17 protein-coding genes are annotated in these 17957 nt (G+C 67.4%); 15 read left to right on the forward strand and 2 right to left on the reverse strand.

The window, feature by feature from the left end; translation table 11 throughout:
- The 5 genes from QZ753_RS06940 to QZ753_RS06960 form a co-directional block, all read left to right on the forward strand.
- On the forward strand, nucleotides 1–309 hold a 309-nt coding region (locus QZ753_RS06940), incomplete at its 5' end, for a PopZ family protein (protein ID WP_294642217.1).
- A gap of 163 nt (nucleotides 310–472) precedes the next feature.
- On the forward strand, nucleotides 473–3244 hold the full coding sequence (locus QZ753_RS06945) for a valine--tRNA ligase (protein ID WP_294642219.1): 2772 nt from the start codon (nucleotides 473–475) through the stop codon (nucleotides 3242–3244).
- A gap of 326 nt (nucleotides 3245–3570) precedes the next feature.
- A complete protein-coding gene (locus tag QZ753_RS06950; protein ID WP_294642221.1) occupies nucleotides 3571–4923 on the forward strand; it encodes a long-chain fatty acid transporter in 1353 nt (450 codons plus the stop codon).
- Nucleotides 4924–5129: 206 nt separating this feature from the next.
- On the forward strand, nucleotides 5130–5300 hold the full coding sequence (locus tag QZ753_RS06955) for a hypothetical protein (RefSeq protein ID WP_294642223.1): 171 nt from the start codon (nucleotides 5130–5132) through the stop codon (nucleotides 5298–5300).
- Entirely contained in the window at nucleotides 5287–6102 is an 816-nt protein-coding gene (locus QZ753_RS06960) for a tetratricopeptide repeat protein (protein WP_294642226.1), read from the forward strand. The genes QZ753_RS06955 and QZ753_RS06960 overlap by 14 nt, the downstream gene beginning before the upstream one ends.
- On the opposite strand, the gene xth is transcribed toward QZ753_RS06960, so the two are convergent.
- Together xth and erpA are read right to left on the reverse strand one after the other, a co-directional pair.
- Nucleotides 6099–6893 carry an exodeoxyribonuclease III gene (xth, locus tag QZ753_RS06965; protein WP_294642228.1) on the reverse strand — a complete coding sequence of 265 codons (795 nt, stop codon included), beginning with the start codon at nucleotides 6891–6893 and terminating at the stop codon, nucleotides 6099–6101. The genes QZ753_RS06960 and xth overlap by 4 nt on opposite strands.
- A 59-nt stretch (nucleotides 6894–6952) precedes the next feature.
- Nucleotides 6953–7294, reverse strand: a complete 342-nt coding sequence (gene erpA, locus QZ753_RS06970; protein WP_294642229.1) for an iron-sulfur cluster insertion protein ErpA — start codon at nucleotides 7292–7294, stop codon at nucleotides 6953–6955.
- Nucleotides 7295–7431: 137 nt separating this feature from the next.
- Here erpA and QZ753_RS06975 point away from each other — a divergent pair, with 137 nt between their 5' ends.
- The 10 genes from QZ753_RS06975 to surE form a co-directional block, all read left to right on the forward strand.
- Nucleotides 7432–8646 (forward strand): deoxyguanosinetriphosphate triphosphohydrolase, encoded by a 1215-nt coding sequence (locus QZ753_RS06975; protein WP_294642231.1) that lies wholly within the window; start codon nucleotides 7432–7434, stop codon nucleotides 8644–8646.
- A gap of 92 nt (nucleotides 8647–8738) precedes the next feature.
- Entirely contained in the window at nucleotides 8739–10490 is a 1752-nt protein-coding gene (gene argS / locus QZ753_RS06980) for an arginine--tRNA ligase (protein ID WP_294642233.1), read from the forward strand.
- 97 nt (nucleotides 10491–10587) lie between these two features.
- Nucleotides 10588–12120 (forward strand): SPOR domain-containing protein, encoded by a 1533-nt coding sequence (locus tag QZ753_RS06985; RefSeq protein ID WP_294642236.1) that lies wholly within the window; start codon nucleotides 10588–10590, stop codon nucleotides 12118–12120.
- 113 nt (nucleotides 12121–12233) lie between these two features.
- Complete coding sequence (nagZ, locus tag QZ753_RS06990) at nucleotides 12234–13259, forward strand: beta-N-acetylhexosaminidase (protein WP_294642238.1); 1026 nt, start codon at nucleotides 12234–12236, stop codon at nucleotides 13257–13259.
- Between the two features lie 122 nt (nucleotides 13260–13381).
- Nucleotides 13382–14452, forward strand: a complete 1071-nt coding sequence (locus QZ753_RS06995; protein ID WP_294642240.1) for an ABC transporter ATP-binding protein — start codon at nucleotides 13382–13384, stop codon at nucleotides 14450–14452.
- Between the two features lie 38 nt (nucleotides 14453–14490).
- Nucleotides 14491–14721, forward strand: a complete 231-nt coding sequence (locus QZ753_RS07000; protein ID WP_294642241.1) for a twin-arginine translocase TatA/TatE family subunit — start codon at nucleotides 14491–14493, stop codon at nucleotides 14719–14721.
- 47 nt (nucleotides 14722–14768) lie between these two features.
- Nucleotides 14769–15284, forward strand: coding sequence for a Sec-independent protein translocase protein TatB (gene tatB / locus QZ753_RS07005; protein ID WP_294642243.1), 516 nt, complete (start codon nucleotides 14769–14771; stop codon nucleotides 15282–15284).
- Nucleotides 15281–16093 (forward strand): twin-arginine translocase subunit TatC, encoded by an 813-nt coding sequence (gene tatC, locus QZ753_RS07010; protein ID WP_294642245.1) that lies wholly within the window; start codon nucleotides 15281–15283, stop codon nucleotides 16091–16093. The genes tatB and tatC overlap by 4 nt, the downstream gene beginning before the upstream one ends.
- A 39-nt stretch (nucleotides 16094–16132) precedes the next feature.
- Entirely contained in the window at nucleotides 16133–17416 is a 1284-nt protein-coding gene (serS, locus tag QZ753_RS07015; protein WP_294642246.1) for a serine--tRNA ligase, read from the forward strand.
- 2 nt (nucleotides 17417–17418) lie between these two features.
- The coding region (gene surE, locus QZ753_RS07020; RefSeq protein WP_294642249.1) for a 5'/3'-nucleotidase SurE at nucleotides 17419–17957 on the forward strand (539 nt) is incomplete at its 3' end.

The raw sequence follows: 17957 nt of genomic DNA on the forward strand, positions 1-17957 counted from the left end.
GAGCGCAACGCCTTCGAGCCCGCCAACTCCGACGCGCGCCGGGCGGACGAGGGAGCTGCGTCCACGAGCCGGTTCGGCGACACGCCCCCGCCGCTGGTGTCGCCGACGACGGGCCAGCTCGTCGGCGCCTCCTTCAACGAACTCGCCGAGGCGATCCGGCAGGGCGAACTCCGCTCGCTCGAAGCGATGGCGCAGGAAATGCTCCAGCCGATGCTGCGCGACTGGCTCGACGACAATCTGCCGAAGATGGTCGAGCGTCTCATCCGCGAGGAGATCGAGCGGCTGGCCCGGGGTGGCATCAAGCGCTGACGCATCGTCGGCCATGTGACTTGGATCGAAGGGCGCGCTCCACGGGGAGGGCGCCCTTCTTCGTTCGAGGCAGGTCCATACGGAGCCGCGTGCGGCTTCGTTGACATCGCGGACGTCTTGCTCGAAACCCGGTCGCGATTCTGATCGATCTGGATGCCCGCCCATGGAGAAGACCTACGACGCCGCCGCGATCGAGCCCCGCGTGGCCGATCGGTGGGAGGCCGCCGACGCATTTCGGGCCGGTGCCGGCGCCAAGCCCGGCGCCGATCCCTTCTCCATCGTCATTCCGCCGCCGAACGTCACGGGCTCGCTGCATATCGGGCACGCGCTGAACAACACGCTGCAGGACATCCTCGTCCGGCATCGCCGTATGCTCGGCCAGAACGTCCTCTGGCAACCTGGCCTCGACCATGCCGGCATCGCGACTCAGATGGTCGTCGAGCGCCAGCTTGCGGAGCGTAAGGAGCCCGGCCGCCGGGCGATGGGCCGCGAAGCCTTCATCGAGCGCATCTGGCAGTGGAAGAGCGAATCGGGCGGGGCTATCCTCGGGCAGCTGCGGCGCCTCGGTGCGTCGTGCGACTGGTCGCGCGAGCGCTTCACGATGGATGACGGCCTGTCGCGGGCGGTCCGCCGCGTCTTCGTGCAGCTTCACCGCGAGGGGCTGATCTATCGCGACAAGCGCCTGGTCAACTGGGATCCGAAGCTCCTGACCGCGATCTCCGACATCGAGGTGGAGCAGCGCGAAATTCGCGGCCATCTCTGGCATTTCCGCTATCCCGTCGAGGGACGCGACTACGATCCGTCGAACTCCGCGACCTTCATCACGGTCGCGACGACGCGCCCCGAGACGATGCTCGGCGATTCCGGCGTCGCGGTGAACGGCTCCGACGAGCGCTACGCCGATCTCGTCGGCAAGACGGTCCGGCTTCCGCTGGTCGGCCGTGTCATCCCCGTGGTGGCCGACGACTATGCCGACCCGGAGGCGGGCTCGGGCGCCGTGAAGATTACACCGGCGCACGACTTCAACGACTTCGAGGTCGGTGAGCGTCATGGCCTTGCGCGCATCTCGGTGCTGGCGGCGGACGCCACGATCTCGATCCGCGACAATGCGGAGTTCCTGGAGGGACTGTTCCCGGCCGACGGCGAGCGGGCCGTCGGCATGTTCGAGGGCCTCGACCGCTTCGCGGCGCGCAAGCTCATCGTCGACTGGATGGACGGCGAGGGGTATCTCGCGAAGGTCGAGGACCACGTCCACATGGTGCCGCACGGCGACCGCGGCGGCGTGCCGATCGAGCCGTTCCTGACCGACCAGTGGTATGTCGATACGAAGACGCTGGCGCAGCCCGCGATCGCCAGCGTGCGCGAGGGCCACACGACCTTCGTCCCGCGCAACTGGGAGAAGACCTATTTCGACTGGATGGAGAACATCCAGCCCTGGTGCATCTCGCGCCAGCTCTGGTGGGGCCACCAGATCCCGGCCTGGTACGGACCGGACGGCGCGGTGTTCGTGGACGAGGACGAGGAGACCGTCGCCGGTGCGGCGCTCGCCCATTACGTCACGAACGGCATGCTGACGGACGCCGAGGCGCGGGAGATGGCCGAGACCGGTTCGGTCTTCGACGGCTTCCTGCGGCGCGACGAGGACGTGCTGGACACCTGGTTCTCGTCTGCGCTCTGGCCGTTCTCGACCCTCGGCTGGCCGGACAAGACGCCGGAGCTCGCGACCTACTATCCGACCAACGTTCTCGTCAGCGGCTTCGACATCATCTTCTTCTGGGTCGCCCGGATGATGATGATGGGCCTGCATTTCACCGGCCAGGAGCCGTTCGGCACCGTCTACATGCACGCCCTCGTTCGCGACAAGAACGGGGCCAAGATGTCGAAGTCGAAGGGCAACGTCGTTGATCCGCTCGACCTGATCGACGAGTTCGGCGCCGATGCCCTGCGGTTCACGCTGGCGATCATGGCGGCGCAGGGGCGCGACGTGAAGCTCGATCCGCAGCGGATCGGCGGCTATCGCAACTTCGGCACCAAGCTCTGGAATGCGACGCGCTTTGCCGAGATGAACGGCGCCGAGCATAACGTCCCCGTCGATCCCGAAACCCTGTCCCTGCCGCTCAATCGCTGGCTGATGAGCGAGCTGGCGACCGCGATCTCGGAAGTCGACGCAGCGCTGGAGTCCTACCGCTTCAACGACGCGGCGGCCGCGATCTACCGCTTCACCTGGAACACGGTCTGCGACTGGTATCTGGAACTCGCCAAGCCCGTGTTCCTCGGCGAGGACGAGGCGGCGAAGGTCGAGACGCGGCGCGTGACAGGCTTCGTCCTCGACCGGGTGTATGCGCTTCTCCACCCGTTCATGCCCTTCCTCACCGAAGAGCTCTGGACGGCGACGGCGGGACCGCGTCCGCGCGACGTGCTCCTGTGCCATGGCGAGTGGCCGGTCCTGGCGTTTCACGACTCGGATGCCGCCGACGATTTGAACTGGCTGGTGTCGCTCGTCGGCGAAATTCGGTCGATTCGCGCCGAGATGAACGTTCCGCCCGGTGCGGAGGCGCCGCTCGTGGCCGTCGGCGTCGATGCGAAGACCCGCGAAAGACTGGTTCGCCACGATGCGGCGTTGAAGCGGCTGGCTCGCCTGTCCAGCATCGAGGCCGCCGACGTCGCTCCGCCGCAGTCCGTTCAGTTCGTCCTCGACACGCGGGCCTACGCTCTGCCGCTCGCCGGAACGGTCGACGTCGCAGCGGAGATCGCACGCCTGACGAAGGCGGCCGCCAAGGCCCGGACCGAGGTCGATCGCATCGACAAGAAGCTCTCCAACGAGCGCTTCGTCGCGAACGCGCCGGAGGAGGTGGTCGTCCAAGAGCGCGAGAAGCGGGCCGATTATCTCGCCGAGGCCGAAAAGCTGGACGCCGCGCTGGCCATGCTTCGCTAGCTCTGCCTTCGATCACCGTTGCCGGGCGTGTAGCGTTCCTGCAACGGTGATCGAATTCTTCCGTTTACGGAAGGGGGCGTACAACCGGGCGCTGAAGAGGACGACAGCACCGACCCGGTTCTGTCTGAAGGAGATGGCCAAGCGAAGACAAGGGCTTGGCGGAAAAATATAAGGCCTTTTCTCCGTCTCGTCTCGCGCCTCGTACAGGTTTCGCCAACCTGTCGCCGTGCTTTCGCCCGTATTCTCAACGCCCTCGCATCATGACACGGTTCGGTCATACGGACGGGCAGGGGGAATGCCCGCGAAGACGACCGGTGGGGGAAAGCATGAGCGGTTTCAAGGCGCGCCTGGCGCAGACGACAATTCTGGTTCTGCTCGGCGCCAGTGCCGCGCAGGCCGGCGGTTTCCAGCGCGGCACGGCCGACACCGACGTACTCTACGAGGCGGCTCCCTTCAGCACGCGCCTCGGCTTCACCTACGTCAACCCGGCTCGCGGGTTCGAGCGCGTCAACGGTGTTTCCGGCGACTACGGCGACTACACCGGCACCTACATGATCCCGAGCGCGGCCCTGAAGCTCGGCAACGATTCGGTCGCCTGCGTCGGCAACTATGTCGAGGCGTTTGCGGCGGAGGCCGACTATTCCTCGCTGCCGGGCGGAGCGCAGCCGGCCGGATTCCCCGGCGGATCGCGCGTTCGCGACCTCGCATTCGATTCGGACGAGATCAGCGGCACCTGCCGCGTCAGCTATTCGACGAACGGCATGCGCTTCAGCGTGCTGGGCGGCGTGTTCGGCGAAGACTTCAACTTCAACGGGACGAGCCTTGCCGCCCGTAACCTCGGCCCGACGCTGCCGGGCGCCCTGCAGGGCGCGCTGGCCTCGTTCGGCGGGCAGCTGCTTCTGCCGGTGGCGCTGACCGCCGATACGAGCCAGGGCTTCTCGGCCGGCTATCGCATCGGCGCGGCCTTCGAGATTCCCGAGATCGCGCTGCGTGCGCAGATTCTCTACCGCTCCGAGGTGGAGCACGACGACATCACCGGCACCGGCACGCTCGTCGCCTCCAACAACGCCTTCGTCCAGCTCGCCGACGGGCGTCAGCTCTCGATCCCGCAGGCGGCAGCGTTCCTCGCCCAGCGCGGCATCAACGTTCCGCCGGCCCTGATCTCGGCGCTGCCGACGGGCGGCACGGTCCTTGCCAGCAACCTGCCGGCCTCGCTGAACACCGCGACCAGCCCGCAGAGCCTCTATATGAACGCGCAGACGGGCATCGCGGAGGGCACGCTTCTTCTCGCCTCGTTCCGCTGGACCGACTGGAGCACCAACCGCGCGGTGGTGACCACCGTCGCCGGCAACTCAAACGTCAGCCCCTACTACTGGGACGACGGCTACACGGCGACCATCGGCATCGGCCGCGCCTTCAACGAGAACGTGTCGGGCAGCATCTCGCTCGGCTACGACAGCGGCGTCTCGACCGGGGCGGAAACCACCTATACCGACCTCTACACCCTGTCGGGCGGTCTCGCCCTCAAGAACAACGATTGGGCGGAGCTGCGCGTCGGCGGCCTGATCGGCTACTGGACCGACGGCGAGCAGCGCCGGACGAGTGGCGCCGTGTTCGATGCCGATGTGGGCAACGACTGGGTCTACGCAGCGAACGTCTCGCTCAAGCTCTCGTTCTGACCTTGCAAAAGCTTTGAGAGCGGCGGCATCGGCTTTGGGGCCGGTGCCGCCGTTCGCACGACCAAGGGTCGTGAATGTGTGGAGCGGCAGCAACACTATTGCAGGCAAGCATCGCCTATAAAGCCTGCCAGGAAAGAATGCCGTGCTGCCGCCATAAAGGCGGACCACCCACGACCGTGAAGTGCGGGGACGGACATTCGCAGGGCATGATGGCGCAAGCTGTTTATCCGATCCTCGACGCGGAGGACCGGACCATGAAATCGACAACCGACCGGAAGGGGCCGAATGGCCGCCTGGGCCTCATCGGCCGCGGCGTCGCCGCTTCGTCGTCGTTCGGTTGTGCAAGCGGTGCGGTTCGCGTCGATGCGGCACACTAGAGCGTTCGGCCTCGGGGGACTGGTTGCGCTCGCGCTCGGCGCGGGCCCCGTGCTGGCGCTCGATCCGTCCGCCAACCCGGTGCTGGAGACGCCGTCGTCCAGCCCGCGCGACGTCTTCTCGATGGGATTTGCGGCCTACAAGCGGGGCGAGACGGCGGCGGCGATCGATGCGCTCCAGCATGCCGCCAAGCTCGGTCATCCCGGCGCCCGCTGGAAGCTCGGCCAGATGTACGCGGCCGGCGACGGCGTGGTCGAGGACGACTTCGAAGCCTTCAAGATGTTCGAGCAGATCGTGCGCGACCAAGAGGACGACACCGCGTCCTCGCCCAACGCGCCCTACGTCGTCAGCGCCGTCCTGGCCCTGGCCGAATACGTGCGGTCGGGCATTTCGGGGACGCCGGTGAAGCCCGATGCGTCGCAGGCGCGCCAGCTCTACACCCATGCCGCGACCTATTTCGGCGACGCGCGCGCGCAGTTCGAACTCGGGCGGATGCTGCTGGCGGGCGAGGGCGGCCGGGCTAACCCGCGCCAGGCCGCGCGCTGGCTCAAGCTGTCCGCCCACAAGGGCTATGCGAAGGCCGAAGCGCTGCTCGGCTACCTGATCTTCGACGGCGACGCGATCGCGATGCGGGCCGAGCCGGCGCGTGGGCTGGCGATGCTGACGCGCGCCTACAAGCTGGCCGCGCCGAAGGACCGCGAGTGGATCCGTCCGCTCCAGGAGGAAGCCTTCTCCCTCTCATCCGAGGACGACCGCAAGACCGCGATCGCCTTTGCCGAAAGCGGCAACGACCCGGCCAACTAGCGCAGCGAAGCCGGGTCGAGTTCCACGACCACGGGCACGTGGTCGGAGGGCTTCTCCCAGGCGCGCACATGCTTGTCGATCGCGACCGAGCGGAGCGCGACAGCGGCCTCTGGCGAGAGCAGCACGTGGTCGATCCGGATGCCGTTGTTCTTCTGCCAGGCGCCGGCCTGATAATCCCAGAACGTATAGGTCTCCGCTTGATCGCTGGAGGCGCGCACGGCGTCGGTGAGGCCGAGATTGAGAAGCCGGCGATAGGCCTCGCGGCTTTCCGGCTGATAAAGCGCGTCCTCCGCCCAGGCGGCCGGGTTCTTGACGTCCTCCGGCTGGGGAATGACGTTGTAGTCGCCCGCCAGGAGGAACGGCAGTTCCTCGCCGAGGCGGCGCCGCGCATGCGCTTCAAGGCGCTTCATCCAGGCGAGCTTGTAGGTGAACTTCTCGGTGCCGATCGGATTGCCGTTCGGCAGGTAGAGCGAGGCGAAGCGGAGCGGCTTGCCGCCGATTTCCCAGATGCCCTCGATGAAACGCGACTGCTCGTCGGTCGCGTCTCCCGGCAGACCCCGCTCCACCGCGGCCGGTGGCTGGCGCGAGAGGAGGGCGACCCCGTTGAAGCCCTTCTGGCCGTGCGTCTCGACGTGCCAGCCGCGCGCCTCGAGGTCGGCGCGGGGGAAGCTCTCGTCGACGCTCTTGATCTCCTGCAGCCCGACGATGTCGGGCTTGCGCTCGTCCAGCCACGCCAGCAGCGCCTCGGACCGTGCCTTGACGCCGTTGATGTTCCAAGTGGCGAGCAGCATGGGCGGGGTTCCGGTCGGAAGGCAATGGCCAAGGCCATGCCCTTCGCCGACCGGGTCTGTCAAATTGCGAAGGACGTGCCGCAGCCGCAGGAGGCGGTCGCATTCGGGTTGCGGATCTGGAAGGACTGACCCATCAGGTCGTCCACGAAATCCACCACCGACCCGTCGAGATAGGCCAGCGAGGTCTGATCGACGAGAACGCGCGCCCCGTCCTTCTCGATCACGAGGTCGTCGCTCTCGACGTCGCGCGTGAGGTCGAACTTGTAGGAGAAGCCCGAGCACCCGCCGCCCTCGACCGAAATCCGCAACGCGTTCTCGGTCTCGCTCCTGGCGACGATCGCCTTGATGCGGCGGGCGGCCGCGTCGGACACGGTGATGGAATTGGCGAGCGTCTCGCTCATGGCTGATCCGGCGCCGCATCGGCGGCAATCCGGCCTCTTGTTGTTGGGGTCGTGTCGCTAAGGTATGGACGCGCAACGGGAGGGTCAATCTCGCCCGCCTCGCGTCGCTCCGCCGGCGCCCAACTTCGCGGACGGCCATGTCGGACTGGACGACCCAACGCATCGGAACCGGCCATGACGGTCTGGCGCCCTTCGCCGTACACGCGGCCGCCTCGCGCGGACGGCTCGTCCCCGAGCCCGAAAGCCGGGCGCGCACGCCATTTCAGCGCGACCGCGACCGGATCGTCCACTCCACCGCCTTCCGCCGGCTGAAGCACAAGACGCAGGTCTTCGTCGCCTACGAGGGCGATCATTACCGAACCCGATTGACCCACACGATCGAGGTCTCGCAGATCGCGCGCGCCTTCGCCCGCGCGCTTCGGCTCGACGAGGATCTGACGGAAGCGATCGCGCTCGTCCACGATTTCGGTCACACGCCGTTCGGCCACGCCGGGGAGCGGGCGCTGGACCGCAAGCTCGCCGACGTCGGCGGCTTCGATCATAATGCGCAGTCGCTGCGCATCGTGACCGCGTTGGAGCGTCGCTACGCCGAATTCGATGGGCTGAACCTGACGTTCGAGACGCTCGAAGGACTGGTGAAGCACAACGGACCGCTCAATGGACCCCATGCCGCAAGCCGCCACCCCGTGCCGCCGCAGATCGCCGCGTTCGACGCCGGGTTCCCGCTGGCTCTCGACAGTTTCGCCAGCCTGGAGGCGCAGGCGGCGGCGATTTCGGACGACATCGCCTACAACACACACGATCTCGACGACGGTCTGCGGGCCGGGCTGATCGCGCTCGACGATCTCGAGGCGCTCGATCTGGCCGGCGACATCCTGCGCGAGGTGCGCGCACGCCATCCCGATCTCGACCCGGTCCGTACGGGGCACGAGATCATGCGCCGGCACATCACGCGGCTCGTCGAGGACGTGATCGCGACGACGCTGGAGAGCCTTGCCTCGTATGCCATTGCCAGCGTCGAGGATGTGCGCTCGGCCGCGCGGACCCTCGTCGATTTCTCGCCGACGATGCGGGCGCAGGTCGCGCAGACGCGGACCTTCCTTTTCCAGCGTGTCTACCGCAACCCGCTCGTCTTCGACACGATGCGGCAGGCCGAGCGGGTGGTGGAGGAACTGTTCGATCGGCTGGTGGAGCGGCCGGACCTCTTGCCGGGCGGCTGGAGCGAGGCGGCACAAGGGCTGCCGCCCGAGCGTCTCGCGCGTCATGTCGGGGACTACCTGTCCGGGATGACCGACAGTTTCGCGCTCGCCGAGCACCGCCGTTTGTTTGACGATACGCCGGATTTGCGTTAGCGCCGCCGCTCGCGGGATCATCCCCGTCATCGTTTCCAGCGCGCGCTGCCTTCGCCTCGGCGCAGCGCGCCCCGCCAAGACCGGATCCTCTGATGAACATCTTCGCCGACTTCGAGCAGCGCATCCGGGAACGGGTCGAAGCGGTTCTGAACGCTCGCGGGAACGAGGGCGCCGACCTCTCGCGGATCGGCGTCGAGCCGCCGCGCGACGCCTCGCACGGCGACCTGTCGACGAATGCGGCGATGGTTCTCGCCAAGCCGCTCGGCGCGAAGCCGCGCGACCTCGCCGACGCCTTCGCGGACGCCCTTCGCAAGGACGACGACGTCGAGACCGTCGAGGTGGCCGGCCCCGGCTTCATCAACCTGCGCCTGAAGAGCGCCTACTGGACCAGGCACCTTCACGAACTCCTGGCCCGTGGTCTCGACTACGGCCGCGGCGAGGCGACGGGTCACCGGGTGAACGTCGAATACGTCTCGGCCAACCCGACCGGTCCGCTGCATGTCGGCCATTGCCGCGGTGCGGTCGTCGGCGATGCGATCGCCAACGTCATGGCCTTCGCCGGCAACGAGGTCTCGAAGGAATACTACATCAACGACGCCGGTGCGCAGATCGAGGTGCTCGCGCGCTCGACCTTCCTGCGCTACCGCGAGGCACTGGGCGAGGCGATCGGCGAGATTCCCGCGGGCCTCTACCCCGGCGATTATCTCAAGACCGTCGGTGCCGCGCTCGCGATCCGCTATGGCCGCGAACTCCTCGATCAGGACGAGGCGGAGTGGTTGCCGACCGTGAAGTCCTATGCGATCGCGGCGATGATGATGTCGATCCGCGACGACCTGAAGGCGCTGGATATCACGCAGGACGTGTTCTTCTCCGAGAAGACGCTTCACGAGGGCGACCCGAGCCGGATCACCCAGGCCGTCGATGACCTGCGTGAGCGCGGCTTCGTCTATCAGGGCACGCTGCCCCCGCCGAAGGGCCAGCTGCCGGAGGACTGGGAGGACCGCGAGCAGACCCTCCTGCGCTCGACCGAGGTCGGCGACGACGTCGACCGCCCGCTCGTGAAGTCGGACGGCACCTATACCTATTTCGCGGCGGACGTCGCCTATTTCGCCGACAAGTTCGCGCGCGGCTTCGACGAGATGGTCTACGTGCTGGGCGCCGATCATGGCGGCTACGTCAAGCGGCTGGAGGCCGTCGCCAAGGCTGTCGCCGGCGACAAGGCGCATGTCGACGTCGTCCTCTGCCAGCTCGTGAAGCTCTTCCGCAACGGCGAGCCGGTGCGAATGTCCAAGCGCGCGGGCGAGTTCGTGACGCTCGCCGACGTCGTGAACGAGGTCGGGCGCGATCCCGTCCGCTTCATGATGCTGTTCCGCAAGAGCGATGCGCCGCTCGACTTCGACTTCCAGAAGGTGACCGAGCAGTCGAAGGACAACCCGGTCTTCTACGTGCAGTACGCCCATGCCCGTGCCCGCTCGATCATGCGGCAGGCGGACGGCGAGGGGATCGACGTGTCGGCGGTCGCCACGGTCGATGCCGAGACCTTGTCGCTTCTGACCGACGAGGGCGAGCTGGCCCTGATCCGCAAGCTCGCCGAGTACCCGCGCCTCGTGCAGGCGGCATCGCTCGCCAAGGAGCCGCATCGCCTCGCGTTCTATCTCTACGACCTCGCCTCGGCGTTCCATGGACAGTACAATCGCGGCAAGGATCACCCGGAGTTACGCTTCGTTAAGGCTAACGATGCGACAACAAGCCTAGCGCGCCTCGGGCTCGTGCAGGCCGTCGCCTTCGTGATCGCCTCCGGTCTCAAGCTGATCGGAGTCCACGCGCCTGAAGAGATGCGCTGAACGGACCACGCTTTGAACAAGTTCGCGCCCTAGTGGCAGACCTCGTTCGACGGCACGGTCCAGGCGTACGGATCGTCTTGCGGAGTGGGGTCAGGTCATGAAGGACGCGAAGGATTTCGGCGGTCGCGGTGCGGGCGAGGGTGGCCGGTATTCCGATGCCGCCCGCCATATCGATCCTCCGATGACCAGCCAGCGCGGCGGTTCCTCGACCTATGGCGGGTTCGAGCCCGTCGAGGTCGAGTCGGCCGAGTGGGAGAACTTCACCTACCAGCCGACCGGCTCCGCGCCCCAGGTGCAGGCCGTGTCTGCGGCCCCGCGCGTGGCTGCCGCGCCGGGCTCGCTGCCGCGCGGCATTCGTGGCAGCGGCGACGCCGATCGCCAGATCGACGAGGCCCTTCTCGGTCTCAGCATGCCGGCGCGCCCGCGCAATACCAATCCCGCCGAAACGCAGTCCTTCGCCCCCGCGCGCGACGCCGAGTACGATCTCGAGCCACGTCAGGCGATCACGCTCGACGATTTCGACGAGCTCATCAACAGCGAGCTCGCTGCGATGCGCGGCGGCCCCGCCCCGGCGCAGGCGCACTACGACGACGAGGATGTCGTCGGCTACGACGAGGCCGAGCCCGAGTACGAGCCGTATGATGACATGCCCGTCCGCAGCCGGTCGCGCATGCGCGGCGTGATGCTGGTGAGCGGCGTCGCGGTGGTGGCGATCGTTGCGATCGCGGGCGGCGCGAGCCTGATGGGCACGAGCGGTCCGACGTCCGGCGACGGCTCGATGCTGATCAAGGCGGACGCGGAGCCGTACAAGATTGCGCCGGTGGATCCCGGCGGCAAGACAATCCCCAACCAGAACAAGGCGGTCTACCAGAAGGTGGCCGGCGCCTCGTCGGCGACCACGGCCCCGAAGCAGAGCTCGCTCGTCACGGCGATGGAAGAGCCGATGGACATCGCCGAAGAGGAGGATGCCCCCGTCGATTCCCTGCCCGGCGTCGAGGTCGGCGACCAGATCCCGCTTCCCGGCGAGGAGCCGGCGAAGGAGGTCGCGGCAGCGAAGGAGCCCGCCGACGGCACGCTTCAGCCCCGCAAGGTGCGCACCCTCTCGGTGCGGCCCGACGGAACGCTGGTCGCCAGCGAGGTTCCGGTCGACGGCACCTCGCTCCTGACGGCGGCCGCGTCCATGCAGGCGCATGCCGCGACGCTCGATCCGGTGGCCGGAATCTCGCCGCAGATGCCGTTCAACGCCGACGAGGCGTCGCTGACGACGGCGTCCACCACGGCCCCGGCGCCGTCGGAGGACGAGGAGCCGGCAGACGTCGCGGCGACCCCCGCACCCGCCAAGCCCGAGCCGCAGCGCGTTGCGGCGGTCGAGGCGCCGGCCGGTGCGGATGCCTACTACGTCCAGATCGCGTCGCAACCCTCGCAGGCCGCCGCCGAGGAATCGCTCGCCAACCTCGGCAAGCGTTATTCCAATGCCATCGGCGGACGCAGCCTCGGCATCAAGGCGGCTGAGATCCCCGGCAAGGGCACGTTCTATCGCGTGCGTGTCGCCGCGGCGTCGAAGAACGAAGCGAACAGCGTATGCGAAAGCCTGAAGTCGGCCGGCGGCAGCTGCTTCGTGACGCGCTGACGCTGGCCGCAGTGACGACCATCGGACGTCTGGCGGTCGACCGCCGGATCGGATCCCCTCGGCGCGACGCGGTCCCCGCGTCCGACGCTTCCATGCCCAGCGAGAAGACGGCAATGAACGGATCGAAGGCCTGGATTTCCGGCTGCATCGGCCAGCGTCTCAACGCGGACGAGCGGGCCTTCTTCGCCGACGAGCGCCCGTGGGGCTTCATCCTGTTCGGCCGCAACATCGGCGAGCCGCAGCAGGTCCGCGATCTCGTGGCGGAGCTGAAGGACGTGCGTGGCGGCGACGACGTTCCCATCCTGATCGATCAGGAGGGCGGACGCGTCCAGCGCCTGCGACCGCCCTTCGCCCCGCGTTTTCCCCCCGCCGCCGAGATCGGGCGCGTGTTCGCGGCGGACGAATCCGCAGGTCGTCGTGCGGCCTGGCTGCAGGGCCGTCTCCTGGCGGACGACCTCCTCGGCGGCTACGGTATCAACGTCAACTGCCTTCCTTGTCTCGATCTTCCGGCACCGGGCTCGCATTCCGTGATCGGCGATCGGGCCTATGCCGACAGCCCGGAGGTTGTCGCGACGCTCGGGCGGGCGGCGGCGTCCGGTCTTGCGGCAGGCGGCGTGCTTCCGGTGATGAAGCACATTCCGGGGCATGGCCGGACCGAGGTCGACAGCCACCTGGAACTGCCATACGTCCGCGCGAGCCGGGCCGAACTCGAAAGCCACGACTTCCTGCCGTTCGGCGAACTCGCCGACCTCCCGGCCGGCATGACGGCGCATATCCGCTACGAGACGCTCGACCCCGATCGTCCTGCGACGATCTCGCCCATCGTCATCTCTGAGATCATCCGCGGGGCGCTGCGCTTCGATGGTCTTCTGATGAGCGACGATATGTCGATGAAGGCGCTGCAGGGCGACATGGACATGCTCGCACGCGCCGCGATCGAGGCCGGCTGCGATCTCGCTCTCCACTGCAACGGCGACATGACCGAGATGCGCGCGATCGCGTCAGGCGTGCCCGAACTGTCGGGCGAGAGCCTCCGGCGCGCCGAGCGCGCGCACGCATTGATCCGGGGCGGCGCGACGGCGCCCGTCGGGGAGGGGATGCGCGAGGAGTTCGCATCGCTTCTCGCCCTCACGGCTTGAGCCGCAGGCACCGAGACGTTACGTCCCGCCCGAGCGAGGGTCCTGCCGACCTTCGGCGCTGACGGGCGGACGGGATGCGAACGGACACGACGGAGCGACAGAACCCGCGCGATGCCGGTCGAATGAAGACCGGCGTGAGCTTTGCCGCCGATCTCGAGTTCCGCTCGATCGGGTTCCGTGCGGCAGGGCGCACGATCCTCTCCGACATCGATATCCAGATTCGCGCCGGGCAGATCCTCTGCCTGCTCGGCCCGTCGGGTTCCGGCAAGACCAGCCTCCTGCGCATCGCATCGGGTATCGAGCGTCAGACCGCCGGCCAGGTTTTCATCGGCGGGCAGGAGGTCGCGGGTCCCGATCGCTTCGTGCCGCCCGAGCAGCGCGGCGTCGGGCTGATGTTTCAGGACTTCGCGCTGTTCCCGCACATGACGCTGGTCGACAACGTCCGCTACGGCCTCCGCAGCTTGCCGCGCGAGGTCCAGCGCGAGACGGCGACGGCGGCGTTGAGGCGCGTCGGGCTGGAGCATCTGGCCGAAACATATCCGCACAATCTGTCGGGCGGCGAACAGCAGCGTGTCGCCATGGCGCGTGCGCTGGTGCCGCGTCCTCAAGTTCTGTTGATGGACGAGCCGTTCTCGGGTCTCGACAGCCGACTGCGCGACGAGATGCGCTCGGAAACCGTCGCGATTCTTCGCGAGACGCGAGCGACGGCCGTGATCGTCACCCACGACGCGGAGGAGGCCATGCGGCTCGGCGACAGGATCGCTCTCCTGCGCGCGGGCCGGCTCGTCCAGTGCGGTACGGGGCGCGAGCTCTACCGGCAACCGGCCGATCTATTCGCGGCATCCTTCTTTTCCGAAATCAACGTCTTACCGGCGTCGGTTCAGGCGGGCACCGTGATGTGTCCGCTCGGTCCCGTCGCAGACTCGCCACGATCGGATGGCACAGCCATGACCGTCGGACTGCGGCTCGAGGGGGTGCGCGTCTCGCCGGACGAGGGTCCGGTTCAGGCTCGCGTCGTCTCGCGTCAGTTCGTCGGCAGGTCTGACCTCCTGTCGCTCGCCGTCGACGGCTTCGATCGGAGGATCCGGGCGCGGATCAGGCCGGGTGATCTTCCCGATGGTGTGCAAGAGGTCTTCGTATCCGTTGATCCGCAAGAGGCTTTCGTGTTTGAAGGCTCGGGTGGATCGGCTTGAACCGGATCTCGGGCGCGCCGCGCTCATAGGAGACTAGTATGGGTAGCTTCAGCATCTGGCACTGGCTCATCGTTCTCGCGGTGGTGCTGCTCCTCTTCGGCCGTGGCAAGATTCCCGAGCTGATGGGCGACGTTGCCAAGGGCATCAAGAATTTCAAGAAGGGCATGGCCGACGAGGACACGACGGTCGTCCACGAACGCCGCACGCTCGAAAGCCGCGACGGCGAGCCGCTCGTGACCGAGACGCCCGTCGAGAAGTCGCGGATCTGAGGCCGCTGGCGGCGCGGACGCGCCGCCACGCCTGATTCGGTACCGCCATGTTCGACATCGGTGGACTTGAACTCCTCGTCATCGCCATCGTTCTGATCGTGGTCGTCGGCCCGAAGGATCTTCCCAAGATGCTTCGGACCTTCGGCCGCGTGACGTCGCAGATGCGACGCATGGCCGGCGATTTTCGCAAGCAGTTCGACGAAGCCTTGCAGGAGGCCGAGTTCGACGAGCTGCGCAAGACGGCTCAGGACGTCCGCTCGCTCGATCCGCGCGAGAGCATCTCGAAGAACCTCAACCCGATCCGTGCGGTCGGCGACGAGATCCGCTCCTCGCTGCGGGCGGCCACCGCCGCGCCGGCGCCGCGCGTTCCCGAGCCCGGCGAGGCTGCCGTGCCGGCCGAGCCGCCGAGTGTGATGACGCCGATCTCCTCGAACCCGAACGGGGCAGCGGCGCGTGTCGACCTCGCGCCCGTACCGGCGGACGGTGAGGCGAAGGTGGCCGAGAGCGTGCCGCCGACGGTGACGAAGGTCGAAGCGCCTGCGCGCGCCGGAGAGAACACGTGAAGCGTTCGGAAGCCGACATCGAAGCCTCGTCCGCTCCGCTGATCGAACACCTGATCGAACTGCGGCGTCGCCTGATCTGGGCGATCGCCGGCTTCTTCGGCATGTTCCTGATCTGCTTCTTCTTCGCCAAGCAGATCTTCAACATTCTCGTCGTGCCATACCAGATCGCCAGTTCCTGGGCCGGGCTCGATCCGGCCGCAGTGGAGCTGATCTACACCGCGCCGCAGGAGTATTTCTTCACGCAGGTGAAGGTCGCCGCCTTCGGCGGTTTCTTCCTTGCCTTCCCGGTGATCGCGATTCAGATCTACAAGTTCGTGGCACCCGGCCTCTATCGCGACGAACGCGCGGCGTTCATTCCGTTTCTGGTCGCGACGCCGCTTCTGTTCCTGCTTGGCGCGATGCTGGTCTACTTCTTCTTCACCCCGATGGTGATGTGGTTCTTCCTCTCGATGCAGCAGTCGGGCGACGGAAGCCACGCGGCGATCTCGCTGCTGCCGCGCGTTTCCGAATACCTGTCGCTCATCATGACCCTGATCGTCGCGTTCGGTCTGGTCTTCCAGCTTCCCGTCGTCTGCTCGCTTCTCGTGCGCGCGGGCATCGTCACGGCCGACGGTCTTGCCGACAAGCGCAAGTGGGCGATCGTGCTATCGTTCATCGTCGCGGCGGTGCTGACACCGCCCGATCCCTTGTCCCAGATCGGCCTTGCGATCCCGGCGATCATTCTCTACGAGGTCTCGATCATCACGGCACGGTTGATCGAAAAGAAGCGAGCCGAGCGCCTGGCGGAAGCGGAAGCGCAAACGGAGTAATTCTCCGGCTCCGGTCCGTCCCGCGCGGACTGGAGATACATGCTCGACCTCAAATGGATCCGAGAAAACCCACAAGCGCTTGACGAGGCGTTGGAGCGCCGCGGGGCAGCCGCCGCCTCGCCCGAGGTGCGCCGTCTCGACGACGCGCGCCGCGAGCACCTGCAGGTGCTTCAGGGCTGGCAGAGCCGCCGCAACGAGGCGTCCAAGGAGATCGGCAAGGCGAAGGCTTCGGGCGACGCCGCGCGCGCCGACGCCGTGATGGCCGAGGTCGCCGACCTCAAGGCGAAGATCCAGGAAGGCGAGCGGCAGGAGCGCCAGTTCGACGAAGAGCTGAATGGCTTCCTCGCGACGCTTCCGAACGCGCCGTTGGCCGACGTGCCGCGTGGCGCCGACGAGGCCGACAACGTCGAGGTTCGCCGTTCCGGCGAGAAGCCCGCGTTCTCCTTCAGGCCTAAGGAGCATTTCGAGCTCGGCGAAGCGCTCGGTCTGATGGATTTCGATGCCGCCGCCCGCATGTCCGGCTCGCGCTTCACGGTCCTACGCGGCAAGCTCGCAGGCCTCGAACGGGCGCTCGGCCAGTTCATGCTCGACGTCCACACCAGCGAGTTCGGCTACGAGGAAGTCTCCCCCCCGCTTCTGGTGCGCGACGACGCGCTGTTCGGCACCGGCCAGCTTCCGAAGTTCGCCGAGGACCTCTTCCGCACCACCGACGGTCGCTGGATGATCCCGACAGCCGAGGTGTCGCTGACCAACCTCGTGCGCGAGCAGATCATCGACGAGGCGAAGCTGCCGATGCGCTTCACCGCGCTGACGCCCTCGTTCCGCTCCGAGGCCGGGTCGGCCGGGCGCGATACGCGCGGCATGCTTCGCCAGCACCAGTTTTACAAGGCCGAACTCGTATCGGTCACGACGCCGGAGACCTCGCTCGACGAGCACGAGCGGATGACGCGCGCGGCCGAGACGGTGCTCGAACGGCTCGGCCTGCACTTCCGGACCGTCGTCCTCTGCACGGGCGACATGGGGTTCTCCTCACAGAAGACCTACGACATCGAAGTCTGGCTGCCGGGACAGGATGCCTTCCGCGAGATTTCCAGCTGCTCCGTCTGTGGCGACTTCCAGGCCCGGCGCATGAATGCACGCTTCCGTCCTGCAGGCGAGAAGGTCGCGCCGCGCTTCGTCCATACGCTGAACGGGTCGGGCACGGCCGTCGGCCGCGCGCTGATCGCGGTGATGGAGAACTATCAGACGGAGGCCGGCGAAATTCGCGTGCCCGACGCCCTGCGGCCCTATATGGGCGGGCTCGAGATCATCGGGCGGGATTGAGCATGCGCATTCTTCTGACGAACGACGACGGCATCCACGCGCCGGGCCTGAAGACGCTGGAGGCGATCGCCCGCCAGTTGTCCGACGACGTGTGGACGGTTGCGCCCGAGACCGACCAGAGCGGTCTGTCTCATTCCTTGACGCTGTCGTCGCCTCTGCGTGTGCGGCGCGAGGGCGAGCGCCGTTTCGCCGTCACAGGCACACCGACCGACTGCGTGATCATGGCCGCCAAGCACCTGATGCCCGAGGCGCCCGATCTGGTGCTGTCCGGCGTCAATGCCGGGCAGAACGTCTGCGACGACGTGAGCTATTCGGGCACCGTCGCGGGAGCGATCGAGGGCATGATGCTCGGCTTTCGCTCGATCGCGATGAGCCAGACGTTCCGCGCCGATGGCGGACGCGATCTGCAGTTGGCGACCGCGGAGCGGCATGGCGCCGAGATCGTGCGCAAGCTTCTGACGATCGCAGCGCCCGAGGGTACGCTCTTCAACGTGAACTTCCCCGCGGTGGAGGCCGACGCCGTTCGAGGCACGAAGGTGAC

Origin of the sequence: uncultured Aureimonas sp. (assembly GCF_913775355.1) — a bacterium.
Lineage (GTDB): Bacteria > Pseudomonadota > Alphaproteobacteria > Rhizobiales > Rhizobiaceae > Aureimonas.